This is a genomic window from bacterium, from assembly GCA_037200965.1.
Classification (GTDB): domain Bacteria; phylum Patescibacteriota; class Minisyncoccia; order Phycocordibacterales; family Phycocordibacteraceae; genus C7867-001.
Map to the genome: position 1 here is coordinate 795,601 of JBBCGK010000001.1, position 17,756 is coordinate 813,356.

Consider the following 17,756-nt stretch of genomic DNA (forward strand, 5'->3'; position numbering starts at 1 on the left):
TTGCATCGTAACTCGTATGTAAGTTCGTGTCAAGCTCTGCTTCGTGCTGTATACTCGTGCGTAATGGAGGAGATAGAAGCTAAGTTTCTTGGGATAGATACCGAGACCATCGAAAAGAGACTTCAGGAGTTAGGGGCGATATTCGAAAAGGAACGCCTCATGTACGCGATATCGTTCGATTTTCCGGGATTTCCGCTCGACGCGAACTCCGCGTGGGTCCGGCTCCGCAACGAAGGGGATGTAATCAAAATCGCGTTCAAACAACGGCTTGGGGTAAAGGCCGACGGCGGGAACGACGACGGCATGAGAGAAATAGAAACCGAAGCAGGGCACTTTGAGGACATGCGTCAGATATTGCTTGCGATCGGAATGGTGGAGAAGTTCGTTATGGAAAAGAAGCGCCGTTCCTGGGTTAAGGATGGTATCCGTTACGATATCGATTTCTGGCCGCGGCTCGATCCGTATCTTGAGATCGAGACTGACAGCTGGGACAGGCTCGAGGAAGCCGCCCGCGAACTGGGCCTCAAGCCCGAAGAGAAGAAGATTTTCTCCGCAAGCCAGATTTATAAAATGGCGGGAATCAACGACACCGACTATGTTCAGATGACTTTTGCAGAGTGGGTGCCGAGAGATCCGTCCGCTTCGTAAAGCGAAAGGGCGGCACCGGGATGAACCCAGTGCCGCCCCGTAACATCTCTACGCCCAACATTCGAAGAGCGACGCATCCCAGCGGGCTTCGTCCTGATTTGCCGGACGAAGAACGCCGTTCTTCCAGTATCGCAGGCCATCGCCGAGGTCGTCAGGGTGATGCACGCCGTACAGATAGCGGAGGGTACGTGTTCCGCATTCGCCAGGGCTCATCTGCGCGCCCGCAAGTTCGCGGAATCTTTCGATCGCATCGCGCCCGGTGATCAAGAGCATGGAGACGCGATAACCAAGAAAGCTTTGAACCGTCGCCTCGATGACATCGCCCGGGACGCGATACAGCAGATGACCCACGTATTCTTCGGTCTTCGCGCGGTTGTCGCAGTAAAAACTGGTTTCCCGCGAGATGGTCAGGCCGCTTACCGCGATGTTGCCGCGGATGGCAGGGAGGCGGCCGATAGCTTCCGGGCGGATAATGGCCACGGTGGATTGCATGGGATACTCCTTACGCAGAGGAACTGTTGCGGTCCGTACCATACACCCCGCAGGAGTGGATTGTCGAGCGGACGAAACCGATATCGTTTATGAAAAAAAGGACGGGCCCGAAAGCCCGCCCTCCATCTGCCTTTAGACCCTAGCAATCCGCGCCCAGAACGTTTCACCGTCCTCCTCCGATCCCAGCTGCAAAGCAAACCCGCAAGCCGCAAGATGCGGAGTGAGGGTCTCCAGCGTCCAGTCGGTAACGAGCATCCTATGCTCCGAAGGAATAAGGGGATTGTCGGCGCTCGTCAGTATCCGGTCACCCGTTCCTGACGAACCGATGATAATACCGGATGCCTCTGGCTTGAGGATCCGGCGGATGCTCGTAAGCGCGGCTTCTATGTTATGGCGCCGGATATGAGCCAACGAGAATGCCGCGACGAATCCGTCGCACCGTTCCGTGACGACCGATGCCAGATTAAGCACGTTTCCGATCCGGAAGTCGTTTTTCGGATAGCGGAAACGGGCGATAGCGACGAGTTCGGGGCAGGGATCCACCCCTATCGGGTGCCGTATTCCGAGTTCGCCGAATGCTTCCATGGCGCCTCCGAACCCGCATCCGATATCCGCAACGACCGGATGCTCGGGTAGGGCATACCGCCAGTGCCATAAAAACGAAGTGGCGGTCATGCGGTCGTCGAAGCTTGCGTAGGCAGCGGCCGTGGCGCCGTATGCGGCGAGTGTCGCCCGTTCCATTTCGTCCTGCGGTATGTGCGCGTTCAAGGGAACCTCCCCAATGTTTTTCCTGCCTCAATATAACTGTATATCTCTGTATGTCAAATAGCGACTCTTTGTCTGATTTCTATTGCCTCAGCCCAAGTCCTTTCTTTATGAAATACCAGTTGACGGCAAGGAGGATGCCCGCAAGCGCGACCAGAACTCCGGTCGAAGCGAAGATGGAGACGTCGGCAAAGCCGAGGAAGCCGTACCGGAATCCGTTCACGATATAGAAGATCGGATTGAAAAGCGTCGCTGTCTGCCACCAGTCCGGGAGCGTCCCGATCGAATAGAAGACGCCGCCGAGATAGACGAGCGGGGTGAGGACGAAGGTCGGTACGATGGTGATGCCGTCGAAGTTCGTCGCATAGATGCCGTTTATGAGTCCGCCAAGGGCGAATACGAGGCTTGCGAGCACGAGGAAGAGAAGAACGATGAGCGGATGCGCGATCGAGGGGAGCGCGAAGAAAAGCGAAACCAGAAGCACGAGAATGCCGACGAGGACGCCGCGGACGATGCCGCTCGCCACGTACCCGGCGATAAGCGTCACGGGAGAAGTGGGTGAGACAAGCACTTCGTCGATGTTGCGCGAGAAGAACTTGGACGTGAAGAAGGTGGTCGCCACGTCGGTATACGCGTTCGTGATCACGGCGAGCATCACGAGTCCCGGGACGACGAAGAGGATATACGGCACGCCCTCGATGGTGCCGATCCGTGAGCCGAGGATCGCCCCGAAGACCGCGAAATAAAGCACGGACGTGACGAGCGAGGGAAGAAGCGTCTGCGACCAAATGCGGATGATGCGCATCACGCCTTTGCGGAGGATCGTATAGAAGGAAACGAGCTGCTGGTCGAAGGGCATATCAGTTCTGGGTGAGCTTCACGAAAATATCCTCGAGCTTGCCGCCGCCGTAGCCGCTCGCGGGCGCGCTGTCGTCGTGAAGCGCGAGGATTTCCTGCATCGTGCCCTTGGCGACGATCTCGCCCTTGTTGATGATCGCCACGTGCTTCGCGAGCCGCTCCGCTTCCTCGAGATAATGGGTCGTGAGGAGGATGGTGATGCCTGCTTTGGTAAGGGTCGTGAGATAGTCCCACATGCTTCTTCGAAGTTCCACGTCGACGCCTGCCGTCGGCTCGTCGAGGATGAGGAATTTCGGCTCATGGATGAGCGCGCGGGCGATCATGAGCCTTCGCTTCATGCCGCCCGAGAGCTTGAAGCCGATCTGGCCGAGCTTATCGGAGAGTCCCATGTCGGCGAGGAGCTTCTCGGCGCGCGGTATCGCGATCTTTCTCGGGATACCGTAGTACCCCGCCTGGTTTACGAGAATATCCAAAGGCTTCTCGAAGGGATTGAAGTTGATCTCCTGCCCGCAGACTCCGATCATGGTACGTGCCTTTCCTGAATCCGTATCGATATCGTGCCCGAAGACCTTCACGCCGCCGCCTGTCTTGTTCACGAGTCCCGTGACGATGCCGATGATGGTCGTCTTCCCGGCACCGTTGGGGCCAAGGAGCGCAAAGAAGTCGCCTGCGGGGACGGTGAGGGAGACGCCCTTGAGGGCTTCGGTGCCGGTATCGTATTTCTTCTTGAGGTCGGTAAGGACGAGCGCGGGTTCCTGCATGAGGTTAGGAGTATAGCATATGCGACTTTTCCGGATTTTCTATGAATCTACGAAACGACCCTTGTTTCATAGGATGTGGAGAACTTTGCTTTCCGGGACCGGAAGAGTATAATAGAGGTCTAACAGCACCACCTCTGTCCTCACGGGCAGGGGTGGTTCTTTGTCTGGCTGGCTTATAATTATCAAATGGCGAAAGAACGAGTTGCGGTGTACATCGACGGAGGCAACACCTAGATGTAAAGATCGCCGTGGATGTGGTCATCGGAGCCGCCGACGACCTGTACGATACGGCGATTATCGTCAGTTCCGATACGGACCTCATACCGGCAGTTAAATATGTGCGCAACGGGAAGAAGAAGGCGGTCGAATACGTTGGCTTTGCAGGCTCGCCCTCGCTCGGCATGATCAAGGAGTGTAATCAGCAACGCCTTCCGGCGAAGGAAGACTTGTTGCCCTTTCAATATACAAAAGAGTCGTAAACGACCGAAGGCGTTTTAGAGCGTGCGAAGTTCCTCGGTAAGCCGGTCTACGTAGGAAAAGAATTCCGGAGAGCGCGGATTGCGCGGCCGGGGAAGATCGATCGCGATGGTCTTCCGTACCATCCCCGGATGTGCGCCCATGATGAGTATCTCGTCGGAGAGCTCTATCGCGTCCGGAATCAGGTGGTTCACCATCAGTATCGTCATGCCGTACTGCTTCCAGAGCTTAAGGAGGTCGGCTTTGAGTTCCTCGGCGGTGATGGTATCGAGGTTCGAGAACGGCTCGTCCATAAGGAGAAGATCGGGCGAGACGGCGAGCGCCCGGGCAAGCCCGACCCTCTGGCGCTGGCCGCCCGAGAGCGCGCCTGGATAGTGGCGCTCGAGGTGCGGAAGACCTACCTCCATGAGTTTCTCCCGCGCTATCTTCTCGCGCTCCTTTCGGCCCATGCCTTCCATTTTGAGCCCGTATGCGACGTTTTCGAGGGCCGTGAGCCAGGGGAAGAGCGCGTAGTTCTGGAATACCATCGCCGGCTTCTTGAAGTCGCGCGCGATCTCGCCTTCGCGTACCGGAATGAGGCCGAGGATGGCGCGAAGCAGGGTCGATTTGCCCGCGCCCGAAGGCCCCGAGATCGAAACAAAGGAGCCCTTCTTCAAGAAGAATGAGATATTCCTGAGGACATCACCGTGCGCGAGGTCGTCGTGGAAGCCGATGCTGACGTCTTTGAGCGCGAGGGTGTTCATATCATTCGCTGTAGTGTTTGGAGCTTTCGGCGAGAAGCGGAGCCCAGATAAGGCGGTTCAGCATGAAGACGAGGACGAGTATCGCGAGCGTTCCGGCGACCGTCGTCTGGCTTATGCCTTCCGTCCCGGCGGTCTTTATGAACGCGCCGAACCCGGTCGTGTCCGCGATGATCTCGGCACCGATGACCGCCTCCCAGCCGATCGCGATGCCGACGATGGAGCCCGTGAGGATGGCGGGGAAAGAGAGCGGGGCGAGATAGTAGCAGATGCGGCGCCAGCCGTTCGCGCCGAAGATGGTCGCGGCGTCGTTTAAGTCGGCGTGTACGGTGCGTATCGCGGTCAGGGTCGAGAAGAGGATCGGCCACACGATCGAACTCACGGCGAACAGTATGATCATCTCGTCCGTGAAGCCGAAGAAGTAGATGAAGATGGGGATGAGCGCGAAGGACGGCACATTCTGGAGGACGTCGAAGAGGGGAAAGAGGAAGTCACTGAAGCGGCTCCAGCCTACAAGGAGCCCAAGCGCCGCCCCGAGCGCGAGCGCTATGACGTACGCGAGCGCGAGGCGGTACGTGGATCGTACGAGCGCTATGGCAAGCGTTGCCCAGTCTACGTTTGCGAAGTATCCGAAGACGCCGAATCCGATCGCGACGACCGCTATCGCGCCCACGATCGCCCATGCATGCCGGGCGTGCTTCGTGTGCGCCCGGTGTATGGCTTTCGTTGCCGGGTGCGCGAGGCTTCGTATCATACCTCCAGTTTACCGCGCTTAAGGTTGAATTACCGCCCGTTTTCCAGTATCGTCACCGAGTGCGGTATCATATTGCCAGATCGTCTAAAGGTAGGACTCGAGACTCTGAATCTCGCTATCTAGGTTCGAATCCTAGTCTGGCAGCCAATTTGAACTCTAAGCCTCCAGCCTTCAATATGAATGACGGAAAGCTTCAAACGGTTTTAAAAGGCGGTGCATCAAGGCAGGACTGAAAAGTCTCTAAAAGAAAACTTTAACGTGCACAACCTCCTCGAAAGAGGACGGAAAAGTAAGGGCAAGGCAATGAAAATGGATATGAACAAACAAAGCTCAAACAATAAAAAAGTACACCTCACCTCCGCCAATCTCTCCGAGGAGAAGCTGTTTGAGCTACGCCGCATCCTTCCCGAAGCGTTCAGCGAAAACAAGATTGACTGGGAGAAGCTCCGCACCGTTCTTGGTGACGCAGTAGACGCCCATATCGAGAAGTTCGGCTTTACCTGGGCAGGAAAAAGCAACGCTATCAAGAATGTTTTGATACCAAGCAAAGCCACACTCAACCCCGCTCCCGACGAGAGCGTGAAGTTCGATGAAAGCGAGAATCTCTTTATCGAAGGCGACAACCTCGAAGTCTTGAAGCTCTTGCAAAAAGCGTACTTCGAGAAGGTGAAGATGATTTATATAGACCCGCCATACAACACGGGCGGCGACTTCGTGTATAAGGACAACTTTGCCGCACCGCTCGACAACTATCTCAAGCAGACCGGCCAGAAGAACGGCAACGGCGAGCATCTCACAACCAACAAGGAGACCAACGGCCGCTTCCACAGCGACTGGCTTTCAATGATGTACCCACGCCTCAAGCTCGCGTGGAATCTTTTGCGTGATGATGGAGTGATATTTGTTTCGATTGACGATAACGAAGTGCATCATTTGCGAATACTAATGAATGAGATTTTTGGTGAGGAAAACTTCATCACTAATTTTGTTTGGCACTCTAGTACAGGTGGTGGTATCAGAAGCAAGTTTGCAAACCAGTCTCATCAATACGTTCTATGCTATGCAAAGAGTGTAGAAGACGTTGAGATGTTCTATGCGCCTCTTTCTGAAGATGCGAAGAAGCAATATAAGAAAGAGGATGAAAAAGGAGTCTATCGGGAGAAGGATTTTGCTTGGAAAAACTCATCGTGGGGAGCAAATCAAAAATACTTCATCGAGTGTCCTGATGGTGAAAAAGCGAGACCAAAGGACGGGTATCTTTACCGCTTCATCGAACCAACTTTCAAGGAGAGTCTGGCAAATAATATGGTTGTCTTCAAAGAAGCAAGAAATAGTCCACTGGTAAATGAAAAAGGCGAGCAATCAAAATGGAACATCTATATCAAAAAGTATTTAGGTGATGGGACAGGTGCTCCTTCATCAGTCATTCCGCGAGATTTAGTAGGAATCAATAATGAAGGCACTACAGAACTCAATGAACTGTTTGGTTCGAGTTTGTTTGAAAGCCCGAAGAATGTCCGGCTTTTGACATACCTACTCTCGTTAGCAGATAGCGATGATGGCGACATAATCCTCGATTTCTTTGCTGGCTCTGGTAGCACCTCTCACGCAGTGATGGCTCTGAACCAAAAGGATGGAATCAATAGAAAGTGGATTGTGGTTCAACTTCCAGAAAAGACTGACACGGATAGTGCCGCGTACAAAGCTGGATACAAAACCATTGCTGAACTTTCTGTAGAACGCATACGTCGCGCCGCGAAAAAGCTGGATGTCCAAGACGGCTTCAAGGTATTTAGACTGGCAGCATCAAACTACCCAGAGAATACTTTTGAGTTCGACCCAGACAAGGCCGAGGAAGAGAACAAGGCGGCCTTCGAGGATTATTTGAAGCAAGCAAAGCGCGCCAAGCTTATTGACGACCTAGACGAGACGAGCGTCATCTACGAAAACATCGTCAAGGAAGGATTCTCGCTCAACTCCAAGATTCAGGAAGGCGTGCCAGGAAACAACAAGGTCTACACCATCACCGACGGCGACCGGCAGTTTTCTATCTGCCTCGACCGTTCGATTGATGACACGACCGTAAAGAACATCACGGAGTGGGCTAAAGGAGCGACCTTTATCTGCTTCGATAATGCGCTCTCTGACAGCCAGAAAGCAAACCTCGGCCTCCACGTGGAGCTGAAAACGATATAACTATGAAGTTCAAGTTTGACGCAAACCAAGATTTTCAAATAAACGCAGTCAACGCCATCGTTGGCGTCTTTGAAGGTCAGCCGAAGCGTCAAAGTGTGGTAGTAAATGTGCCCGCACTTTCCGTTTCCGGCTCATTGCCGCTCCAAACTACATACGGCATCTATCCGAACGAGCTGACGCTTTCCGACGAGGAGGTGTTTGCCAACGTCTGGAAGATTCAAGAGCAAAACAAAATCGGCAATGGCGGCACGGTTGAGGAGTACGACTTTTCTATCGAGATGGAGACGGGTACGGGTAAGACGTATGTGTACCTTCGTACCGTCTTTGAACTCAACAAGCAATACGGATGGAAGAAGTTTATCGTTCTCGTGCCGTCCGTCGCCATCCGCGAGGGCGTCATCAAGACGCTCCAAATCACCAAAGACCACTTCGCCGAGCTGTACGACAACGTGCCGTACCGCTTCTACGAGTACCAGTCCAAGAACATCTCGCAGGTGAAGCGCTTTGCGGAATCCAGCAACCTGGAGATTATGGTGATGACGGTAGGTGCGTTCAACAAGGACGCGAACGTGCTCTATGCCGCCCGCGACCAGATGCAGGGCGAGCAGCCTATCAGCTACATCCAGCGCAGCAACCCCGTCCTCATCCTCGACGAGCCGCAGAATATGGAAGGTGAAGCGACGAAGGAGGCGCTCAAGAACTTCAACGCGCTTGCACGCCTGCGATACTCCGCGACGCATCGCAATCCGTACAACCTCATGTACCAGCTCACGCCGTTCGATGCGTATCAGCTCGGCCTCGTAAAGAAGATTGAGGTGTATTCCGTTACGGATGACGACACCGGCATCTCGCGCCCGTCGCTCAACCTCATCTCCGTTGAATCCGGCAAGGCGCTCAAGGCAAAGTTAGAGGCCATCGTGAAAGATGCCGACGGCGCATTGAAGCGCAAGAAGCTCACCGTCAAACAGAACGACGACCTCGCGCAGAAGACCGGCAACGACGTATACGCCGGCTATATCGTGGACGAGCTTGACGCCGATGCGCCAGACCTCGGGCAGATTGGTAGGATTCGCTTTCGCAACAACGTGGAGATTCGCCAGGGTGAAGGCGTAGCAAACAACAACGAGCAAGTGATGCGCGAGCAGATTGAGCAGACCATCCGCCGCCACTTCGAGAAACGCAACCAGCTCCGCGATATGGGCATCAAGGTGCTCTCCCTCTTTTTCATAGACAAGGTAGACAACTACGTTCAATCAGACGGGTTTATCCGCTCTGCGTTCATAGCCGAGTTCAATCGCCTCAAGAAAGACTATGGCGCTGACGGCATGGACGTGGATACCGTCCACAAGGGATATTTCGCCAAGCGCGGCGAGGAGTATTTGGAGCGAGAGTCCAGCATCGCCGAGAACCAGGAAGCATACGAGCTGATTATGAAGGACAAGGAGCGCCTGCTTTCCTTCGATGAGCCGACGGAGTTCATCTTCTCGCACTCCGCACTCAAGGAAGGATGGGACAACCCAAACATTTTCAATATCTGCACCCTGCGCGAGACCGTTTCAGTCATCCGCAAGCGCCAGGAGATTGGCCGAGGTATGCGCCTCTGCGTCAATCAGGACGGAGAGCGTATTTTCTTGCGCAGCGTCAACCTGCTCTCCGTGATTGCAAACGAGAGCTATACGGAATACGTCTCATCGCTCCAGGGCGAATACGAGGAGGACGGTATCTACAAGTCTGCGCCGTTGCCGAACAATGCCAAGCGAAAGACCACGGTGAAGCTCAAGAAAGATTTTGATAAGGACACGGACTTTGCTGGTATCTGGGAACGCATCTCGAAGAAGACCCGCTATGTCGTGCAGGTTGATAGCGAGCGCGTCATCGAAGCGTCCGCAAAGCAGATTGCGAAGCTCCATCTCGCAAAGCCCAAGATGCGCGTCGAGCGCGCGGGCGTGAACATCGCGGCCGAAGGCATCACCGCAAACATCGTAGGCACCCGTGCCGAGGATTTGAGCCAGACCAAACGCACCATTGACCCTATCGAACTCATCAAAAACGAGACCAAGCTGACGCGCCACACGGTCGCGGAGATTTTGGCGAAAGCGGACAATACCGACTCCTTCCTCAAGAATCCCGAACGCTTCTGCTTCGAGGCAACGCGCATCATCAAGGCCGAGCTGGTGAAGGATTACGTTTCCCAGATTCGCTATGAGGTACTGCCGGAGCAGTATGACCTCAAGCAGTTCGAGGACATCCCGAGCTACAAGGACGCGACGCACAAGGTGAACAACTCCATCTACGACGCCATCGTGTATGACTCCGACGTGGAGAAGAACTTTGCCGTCGCCCTCGATGCCGACGAGCGCGTGAAGCTCTTTATCAAGATGCCCAACTGGTTCAAGGTGAACACGCCTATCGGCGGCTACAACCCCGACTGGGCAATCGTTACGGCCAAGCGAGACCTCCAGGGCAATGAGGAGAAGGAGCGCGTGTATTTCGTGATTGAGACGAAGGGCGACATCTCCAACATGCGCGAGAGCGAAGGACAAAAGATTGCTTCCGCCAAAAAGCACTTTGAAGTCATCGAGGTGAACTACAAGGAGGTCGAGAATTATGGACAGTTTGCTGAACAACTATGAACTTCTATGGAGTCTTTATCGGGATAGACAGATACGCCTCTCCAAGTATCAACATGTTCGTGGACGAAGTGGCGGCAAACCGGAAGCTCGACACCGACAAGGTTGCGGCGCTCGCTGATGGCCGCACCTACGTTGGCACGGATGCCGTGAGCAACGGGCTGATTGACGGCATCGGCAGCATCCCCGAAGCGTCCGACTATCTCACTCAACAGATTGGTGAGCAGGCGTCTGTGTGTTGGTACTAAAAATTATGAACCTCTACGTCATCGCAGCAATCATCATCGCCCTCGTCATCGTACTCGCTATACTCAAGGCGGTTGTTGAAGGCAGTGGTGGAGACAAGGAAAAGTCGAAGTACCGCTACACTCGCAAACAGTTTTTCCTTACCCGCGCCGAGCACGAGTGCTATGACGCCCTCGTTGCAGCGGTTGGCGATAAGTATTACGTCTTCGCGCAGGTACACCTTCCGACCATTCTCGATAACAAGGTGAAGGGGCAAGATTGGCGTGCCGCGCTTGCGCACGTCAGCCGCAAGTCCGTTGACTTCGTGCTCTGCGACAAGGCATACATTTCGCCGAAGCTCGCCATTGAGCTGGACGACAAGAGCCACGAGCGACCCGACCGGCAAGAACGGGACCGAGAAGTTGAGCGTATCTTGAGTGATGCAGGACTACCGCTTCTTCGACTGGAGAATCGCGGGGCGTTCAATACTGCGGAGCTGCTACAGAGGATTGATGATGCAGTGAAAGGTTTTGGTGAAAAAACCTCCTCCTAGAGAGGGCATCCCCCGCCGAAAGGTCGGAAGCAAAAAGGAAACTACCACCACCCAGATTCCATATTTTCGTAGAAAACATTGAAGATGCACGGGGTATACCCCTCTGATGTACCTCTGCGTGTCTTCTGCTACAGAATAAGCACTAGAAAGCACACAGTGCCGGATAAAGGGAACACTGGTAAAGCAAGGCCAGGCGCGCGACAGTGCTCCTGGCCTTGTGCGGCAGTGGGGTGGCTATGCGGCTACTACCGAGAGTAATTGCTGCATCTGCTGGAGAGAAACGGTAGGATATGGGAACATCCAGCCAGTTGATAGTTCGTAGTTCCTCCCTCCAAGCCAGCCAACTTGAGGCAGGTTCGGTAGTCCGAGGTGCATCAAAATCGTCTGTTACAATTTTCGTAATGAAAACCATCCTTGTCATTCGACATTCTCATTGGGATGGGCAAACAGATACTCTCAGCCTGGAAGGTATAGCTGATTGCGAAGCAAAGAAGACCACTCTTGGATCTTTTACTACAGTTATTGCCTCTCCCTTCAATCGCACGGTAGAAGCGGCTCGGCTCCTAAGTGGTAATGATCCAGTTGTCGATGACCGAGCATCTATGCTCGCCTTAACACCGGAAGAGGCTGCCTGGCTGAAGGAGGCTCGCAAGAACTCTCCGCTCGGAGTGGCGGGGGTTATTTTCGGTCGACCAGATTTTCTAGAACCAGTAAAAGTCGCTGGAGAAAAGTGTCTTTCGCTTATAGAAGAGACGCTCGAAAAGTTACCTCTTGATGGGAGAGCACTTATTGTCTCGCATGACGGGACTATGGTTGCAGTCGAGAAGTTACTCAAAAATGAACCGTTTTCTGGTCCGTTAGACCATACCTACGGAAACCTTGAAGGATTTGAGGTTGATGCTAACCTTAAATTCACTAAGCTCGCCTTCACATGATCGTCCCTGCAAAAGAACTCCTAGATTTTGCCTACAAGAAATTCTCTGTGGGTGCCTATAACATCCACAACCTCGAGCAGTTGATGGGACTCCTCTATGGAAGCCAAAAATCAAACGCGCCCTTTATCGTTCAGGCGTACCCGAGCACCCTCAACTACACGGACGCTAGCATGCTCGAAGCCCTTTTCCATGAGGCAGACAAGCTTTTTCCTGACCTGATTTTTGCCGTCAGTATTGATCATGGCGATGAAGCTACATGTATGAGAGCTATTGATTCGGGAGCGTACTCACACGTGATGATAGACGCTTCAATGGAAACCTTTGAGAAGAATATCGAGATTACGAAACGTGTCGTCGATCATGCGCATTCTCGCGGCGTATCCGTGGAAGGTATGGTAGGAAAACTCGGTGGTCTGGAAAAGCACATGAAAGTTCTCGACGTATCCGAAGTGCAATTGACCACCGTTGAACAGGCACGAGAGTTTGCGGAGAGAACTGGCTGCGACAGTCTTGCTGTGTCTATCGGTACACTACATGGTGCTAACAAGGCTCCAGACGGCATACCTCGAAAGGTAGACCTCGATCGTCTCAAGGAAATAGGTGAAGCGCTCGAAGGTACTCCACTTGTTATGCACGGTTCGTCCTGCCTGCCACAGGAGGAAGTAAGACGGGTAGACGCCGCAGGAGGAAAGCTTGAACGCGTCGGAGGAATGGATGAAACACAGCAAAGTGAGGTACATAAACTTGGAGTTGCTCAGATAAATGTAAACAGCGATGGCCTTCTTATCTGGACGCGCTCGATCAGAGAATATCTGAGGGACTATCCAGGCGTGATTGATTTACGTGAGTCGGGCAAGGCTTTTATGCAGGAGTATGCGAGTTTCATAGCTCACAAGAATGATGTGTTCGGCTCATCCGGCAAACTTGATGCGTTGACAGAACACTACGAAACCCCATGGACATTAATGAACTAGAAAAAATCGATACGACCGTTATCAGCGACCTAATCGTCTCGCGTCTTCCATTGCCACTGCAAACATCACAAAAAGAGAATTTACTCTCGCCCAAGCCTCAAGCGTTACAAGACGTCATTGCTGATATCGAAAAGATAGAACATGAATGGAAGCTTGATACTGCTGACGAAGGTCACACTTACGGACGTAAGCATGCTGGTGAGACTATTCAACTTTGGTCTGTGCCGCCTAAGAGTGCGCAAGTACTGGAGAATCTCGTTGTACTTACGGGCGCTAAGACCATTCTTGAAATAGGAACCTCAGCAGGATACGCTGCGCTTTTCTTAGCTCATGGTGCCAAAGCAAATGGCGGACATGTTTATACGATCGAGCTTCTTAAGGAGAAAGCTGACCTTGCTCGGGGTAATTTTGATAAGTCTGGCCTTGATAACATCACGCTTATAGAAGATGAGGCGTCAAAAGTCTTGAGCGCTTGGGATAATGGGAAAATAGACTTTGTTTTTCTCGATGCCGATAAGGAAAACTACGGAAAATATTTTGACCAACTTGTACCACTTATGAATATTAGTGGTCTTATCGTAGCTGATAACGTGAATGACTACGGTCACATGATGGAAGATTATTTGCAGAAGGTAAGTGGTACGCATCTTCCAAAGACGAGAACTGATCACAGGGTTAAGAGCTATTACCTAGCAATGCTTGAAAATGGGTTGATGGTTACTCAGAAGATATCTGAATAGTTTTATTATTGAGAATTATTTTACTTTTCAAGCATCCTGAGAAATTAGGTCCAGAAGTACATATTTGGACTTCTCAAAAGGTAGTTTGGGCTCATATCTGCGACAGCCGACCTCAGCGAGAGCAGGACTAGCGTTCCAACACCGTCCCAGACTCCCGCTCGATAAGCTTACTTTCTTCATGGAGAAAATAGAGCAGCTGCGGGATGAGGTGCACAATCTATATGCCCAAAAACTTCCTGGCCGTGCTGACTGGGCTGACTGGATCTATGATAAGCATGTCGTTCTTGTTGGCAATGAAGCAAGGAAGATAGCCGAAATGTACGGAGGAAGTCCGGAGCTTGCAGAGGCTGCTGGACTTTTGCACGATGTGGCCGACGCAGTAATGAAGCGGCAGGATCCGAATCATGAAAAGGAAAGCCTGCGTATTGCACGGGAGATGCTGCAGAAGACCGGATTTGGCGACAAGGAGATAGCCATAGTGGTAGACGATGCGATCGCGAAGCATAGTTGCCATGGAGAGACTCGGCCCGTCTCTGCAGAGGGGAAGGCAATGGCAGCGGGAGACGGTGTCGTTCATCTCACAAGTGATTTTTATAAGATTGCCGAGGCGGGGAAACTTGGTCATAAATCACCACGAGAGGTTGCAGAGTGGGCCCTGCCAAAACTAGAACGCGATTTCACCAATAAGATTGCCTATGATGATTTAAGGGAGGAGATACGGCCAGATTACGAACAACTTAGGAAACACTTTCAGGATCTAGCCTCGGCCGGGGTGTAGAGGTCCAACTTCGTACCGGACAGCCAGCCGACAGTTTCGCCCGCTTGCCATCCTGCACAAGTTCAGATACATATGGCACTCCTCCTAACTGAGGAGCGATGCGTCAATTCAACATACTGAAGGATACCGAGGGCTGGTTGTATATGCGCGAGCGGAGCATACGCTTCCTGCATATGAGGAACAACGACGAGGTGCGGCATCGGGTCAAGGTGCTGGACTTCTGGAAAACGCACGGGGAGCGTGCGGCCAGGGACGCCTTCAGCGTCTCTCGCCGCACGCTCTTCCGTTGGCAGGCGAAGCTCGACCGCGCGCACGGGAGACTCGACGCGCTCGATCCCAAGTCGACGGCACCGAAGAATCGGAGGAGACGCATCGTCCTCCCCGAGGTCGAGACGTTCATCCTGAAGGAGCGCGCGGAGCATCCGAGGCTCGGCAAGGCGAAGCTCGCAGCCCTGCTGCGGGAGGACGGGTACCGGGTATCCGAATCGTATGTCGGGAGGGTCGTCGCGGACCTCAAGAGGAGAGGGCTGCTGCTCCCGCACAAGCCGCTCTCATACTATGCGCGAAGCGGCACGTATCGGGAGAAGCCCGTATCGAAGCGCACGAAGCTGCGCAGGCGGCACAAGCGGGGCATGGAGCTCGACACCGTCGTCCGCTTCATCGACGGCGTGAAGCGGTACGTCCTGACCGCCATCGATGTCGAGAAGAAGTTCGCCTTCGCCGGCGCGTATACCGTCCACTCCTCCGCGTCCGCCGCCGATTTCCTCGCGCGCGTCATCGCGGTGTGCCCCTTCGACATCACGGAGCTCCAGACCGACAACGGCCCGGAGTTCGCCAAGAACTTCGAGGCGGGGTGCCGCGCCCTCGGCCTCACCCACTTCAATACGTTTCCCCGCAGCCCGAAGATGAACGCGTTCGTCGAGCGGTTCAACCGGACGATCTCGGAGGACTGCATCATGCTCAATCGGCCGCTCCTGCGGGACGACGTCGCGGCATTCAACCTGAAGCTGGTCGACTGGCTGCTCTGGTACAACGCCCGGCGTCCGCACGAGTCCCTGGGACAGGTGCCGCCGCTCCGGTATATACTCTCCTCATTAACGGCCGAGGAGTGCCAGAGGTACTGGACGCGTACACATCCTTGACAGAATTTAGACCAGGCTGCATTGTGGCGTCGGCAAGCCCTCTTGAGGCCTGTCCCTTGACAGTCGAAAAGAAAGGAGAAATCGAATGTGAAGGACCCCCCTTGTTACAGGGGTATTGTCAGGAACATTCTTCCTGGCAACGACCCGTACGCCGTCGTTGAATGCGACGGCGTGCCTGACCTCGTTACCGTTTCTCTGGGCGCACAAAGAGGCGTTTGGGAAGACTCAAGCCTGCCAGTGGTAGGCTCTGCAGTGATCCTCAGCGACGTTCAGTGCGTTCATGGGAAGTGGCGGGCCTACAACGCCCGGTTGTTCAAACCATCAGATGGAAGAGGAGTCCATGGCTAACAAAGGAGTCATGGGGATTCTTGAAAGTATCGGGGCAGTCGAAGTCGTGAATGACGGAGACCCACCCCCACCACCTTCAAGTTTCCCACCCACCGCAGCGCCAACACCGGTCCTGCAGCCAAGTGTGGCTGTACCGGCTGCCGGCACGGCCGACCAGGGTATGGTCGGTAAAATCCGTGGGGCTGTCACCAGCCGCACGCATTCGCCTGGATTTGCGATTTTTCTGGCAAATTTCGAGAAGGCAAAACAAGCCTTCCCGAACGACCCTCGAAATGCCGCAGCCGCAGCGCTTGTCTTTTCTTCGCAGACCTCGCAAGAGATCGGCGCAGAACTGAGTCGCTCTGTGGCGGCATCTCTGGCCGAAGCCGGATCGCAGATCAATGTCGACATCGCGCAACAGCGCGAGAGGTTGGCAGGCCAGCTCGATGGCGAAGAAAGCAGTCTCGACGGTGAGATTCACCGATTCGAGGCGGATCTCGCCGCCATCCAGAAAAAGCTCGACGATGCGAAAGGCGCGAAAGCGCAGATCGCGAGTCGTCGTGCTGATGGCAGGGCAGCCATCGACTCTCGTCTCGCAACGGCACTCGCCAGTCTGGCAGTCGTTCGTGACGAGATCGCAACCATCAAATCAATATTGCCGTCGTAACCCGGCGGCTAGGAGAAAAGGATCAAAGGAAAATGGCTCAACAGTCGAACATGAATGACTTCTTCGACCAGCTCCCGACTCCCCCACGGGAGAAGGCGATACGCTGGGGGTTCTATGCCGGTGTGAGCTTGCTCGCGCTTGGCGTGGGACTCAAGATCATGCCTCCTGTCAACAATCTGCTCGACATGATGCTTCATGGCGCGTGGACTCTCGGCGAGATCGGTCTGGTCGGCGCCAGCATCGCAGTCGGCACAGTGGCTTTTACCAGCCTCTGGCCGTCGTACCGTCGCTTCATGGAAAGTGTCGCGCGGCGCACAACCGTCGCGATCTATGGCGACGATCCGATCACGCCGCTCCACATGTGGCTCGCGGAAGTGAGCTCGGATTGCGAACAGATCGAAGCAGCGCAAAGTGAAGTCAGCGGCATCATCGAGGAGAACAAGAAGGCCGCCTCTGACAATCTGACGCTGCTTGCGCAATCCGATGCCAGGTTTGCTTTCGCGGTACGGAAGCACGGCGAAGAGAGTGACCAAGCCAGAAACGCCTCCGCGGAATCTGGTGGCTACAAAGATCGGGCCGAAAATGCAGACCGCATCAACGTCCCGCTCATTGAGCTTTATGAACTGCTTGATGAGATCGCGAAAGCGAATCGTCATGTCGAGCATGAAGCCAAAATCGCCATCGAGACAGCGGAGCAGGAATGGCGTGCCGCCCTCAAGGCAGAGATTGCCATGGGCGCGGCGACTCGCACTCTCAACAAGCGCAGTGAGCGGTATGTCAACGCCACCCTGGCGTTCGGCATCATCCGCCAGAAGTACGCCGGCAACTTCGGCAAGCTTCGTTCGCTGCGTCGCCTATCGGAGCAGGCCATCAATTCGGCGGCTCTGGAAGGAGGTGTCAAACTGCAGGAATCGCTTGCCCGCCTCCGTGCGGAAAGCAAGTCGCTTCTCGGTCACGCCCCCGCGCTTGCCGTCCCGGATTTCTCCGGAAAGGGCAGGCAGAAGGTTCCGGTTCCAGCTGGTTCCGGGCCCGCGTCCCTTCGTCTGTTCGACGAAGAGAAGTGAAATAACGCGTAACTCAGGAAAACAGTAACC

General features: G+C 54.2%; 18 protein-coding genes, 1 tRNA gene and 1 pseudogene. 14 read left to right on the top strand and 6 right to left on the bottom strand.

Going from position 1 to position 17,756, the window contains the following annotated elements; translation table 11 throughout:
* Window positions 1-63 precede the first annotated feature (63 nt).
* A complete protein-coding gene (locus WDN10_04630) occupies window positions 64-648 on the top strand; it encodes a CYTH domain-containing protein (protein MEJ0053974.1) in 585 nt (194 codons plus the stop codon).
* A 48-nt stretch (window positions 649-696) separates the two neighbouring features.
* On the opposite strand, the gene WDN10_04635 is transcribed toward WDN10_04630, so the two are convergent.
* From WDN10_04635 to WDN10_04650, 4 genes are all read right to left on the bottom strand, one after another.
* Complete coding sequence (locus tag WDN10_04635) at window positions 697-1,140, bottom strand: hypothetical protein (protein MEJ0053975.1); 444 nt, start codon at window positions 1,138-1,140, stop codon at window positions 697-699.
* A 132-nt stretch (window positions 1,141-1,272) separates the two neighbouring features.
* Window positions 1,273-1,908: a class I SAM-dependent methyltransferase gene (locus WDN10_04640; protein ID MEJ0053976.1), complete on the bottom strand. Its 636-nt coding sequence runs from the start codon at window positions 1,906-1,908 to the stop codon at window positions 1,273-1,275.
* 79 nt (window positions 1,909-1,987) lie between these two features.
* Window positions 1,988-2,764, bottom strand: coding sequence for an ABC transporter permease (locus WDN10_04645; protein ID MEJ0053977.1), 777 nt, complete (start codon window positions 2,762-2,764; stop codon window positions 1,988-1,990).
* Window position 2,765: 1 nt separating this feature from the next.
* Window positions 2,766-3,524 carry an ABC transporter ATP-binding protein gene (locus WDN10_04650; protein ID MEJ0053978.1) on the bottom strand — a complete coding sequence of 253 codons (759 nt, stop codon included), beginning with the start codon at window positions 3,522-3,524 and terminating at the stop codon, window positions 2,766-2,768.
* 230 nt (window positions 3,525-3,754) lie between these two features.
* Between WDN10_04650 and WDN10_04655 the strand changes: the two are divergent.
* Window positions 3,755-4,003 (top strand): annotated as a pseudogene (locus tag WDN10_04655) (NYN domain-containing protein).
* Between the two features lie 15 nt (window positions 4,004-4,018).
* Here WDN10_04655 and WDN10_04660 read toward each other — a convergent pair.
* Complete coding sequence (locus tag WDN10_04660) at window positions 4,019-4,744, bottom strand: ABC transporter ATP-binding protein (protein MEJ0053979.1); 726 nt, start codon at window positions 4,742-4,744, stop codon at window positions 4,019-4,021.
* A 1-nt stretch (window position 4,745) separates the two neighbouring features.
* A complete protein-coding gene (locus tag WDN10_04665; GenBank protein MEJ0053980.1) occupies window positions 4,746-5,495 on the bottom strand; it encodes an ABC transporter permease subunit in 750 nt (249 codons plus the stop codon).
* A 73-nt stretch (window positions 5,496-5,568) separates the two neighbouring features.
* On the opposite strand from WDN10_04665, the gene WDN10_04670 reads away from it, so the two are divergent.
* The 12 genes from WDN10_04670 (at window position 5,569) to WDN10_04725 (ending at window position 17,726) form a co-directional block, all read left to right on the top strand.
* Window positions 5,569-5,642: transfer RNA gene (locus tag WDN10_04670), tRNA-Gln, on the top strand.
* Window positions 5,643-5,810: 168 nt separating this feature from the next.
* Window positions 5,811-7,691, top strand: a complete 1,881-nt coding sequence (locus WDN10_04675) for a site-specific DNA-methyltransferase (GenBank protein MEJ0053981.1) — start codon at window positions 5,811-5,813, stop codon at window positions 7,689-7,691.
* A gap of 2 nt (window positions 7,692-7,693) precedes the next feature.
* Window positions 7,694-10,324, top strand: a complete 2,631-nt coding sequence (locus tag WDN10_04680; GenBank protein MEJ0053982.1) for a DEAD/DEAH box helicase family protein — start codon at window positions 7,694-7,696, stop codon at window positions 10,322-10,324.
* Window positions 10,321-10,569 (top strand): S49 family peptidase, encoded by a 249-nt coding sequence (locus WDN10_04685; protein MEJ0053983.1) that lies wholly within the window; start codon window positions 10,321-10,323, stop codon window positions 10,567-10,569. Before WDN10_04680 ends, WDN10_04685 begins: the two co-directional genes overlap by 4 nt.
* A 5-nt stretch (window positions 10,570-10,574) precedes the next feature.
* Window positions 10,575-11,099 carry a DUF2726 domain-containing protein gene (locus tag WDN10_04690; protein ID MEJ0053984.1) on the top strand — a complete coding sequence of 175 codons (525 nt, stop codon included), beginning with the start codon at window positions 10,575-10,577 and terminating at the stop codon, window positions 11,097-11,099.
* 401 nt (window positions 11,100-11,500) lie between these two features.
* Entirely contained in the window at window positions 11,501-12,034 is a 534-nt protein-coding gene (locus WDN10_04695; GenBank protein ID MEJ0053985.1) for a histidine phosphatase family protein, read from the top strand.
* The gene (locus WDN10_04700; GenBank protein MEJ0053986.1) at window positions 12,031-13,008 is read left to right on the top strand and encodes a class II fructose-bisphosphate aldolase; all 978 of its coding nucleotides are present in this window, start codon (window positions 12,031-12,033) and stop codon (window positions 13,006-13,008) included. The genes WDN10_04695 and WDN10_04700 overlap by 4 nt, the downstream gene beginning before the upstream one ends.
* Window positions 12,990-13,748: a class I SAM-dependent methyltransferase gene (locus WDN10_04705; protein ID MEJ0053987.1), complete on the top strand. Its 759-nt coding sequence runs from the start codon at window positions 12,990-12,992 to the stop codon at window positions 13,746-13,748. The genes WDN10_04700 and WDN10_04705 overlap by 19 nt, the downstream gene beginning before the upstream one ends.
* A 178-nt stretch (window positions 13,749-13,926) precedes the next feature.
* Complete coding sequence (locus WDN10_04710; GenBank protein MEJ0053988.1) at window positions 13,927-14,526, top strand: HD domain-containing protein; 600 nt, start codon at window positions 13,927-13,929, stop codon at window positions 14,524-14,526.
* 98 nt (window positions 14,527-14,624) lie between these two features.
* On the top strand, window positions 14,625-15,668 hold the full coding sequence (locus tag WDN10_04715; GenBank protein ID MEJ0053989.1) for an integrase core domain-containing protein: 1,044 nt from the start codon (window positions 14,625-14,627) through the stop codon (window positions 15,666-15,668).
* A gap of 340 nt (window positions 15,669-16,008) precedes the next feature.
* Entirely contained in the window at window positions 16,009-16,662 is a 654-nt protein-coding gene (locus WDN10_04720; GenBank protein ID MEJ0053990.1) for a hypothetical protein, read from the top strand.
* Between the two features lie 32 nt (window positions 16,663-16,694).
* Window positions 16,695-17,726 (top strand): hypothetical protein, encoded by a 1,032-nt coding sequence (locus WDN10_04725; protein MEJ0053991.1) that lies wholly within the window; start codon window positions 16,695-16,697, stop codon window positions 17,724-17,726.
* Window positions 17,727-17,756 lie beyond the last annotated feature (30 nt).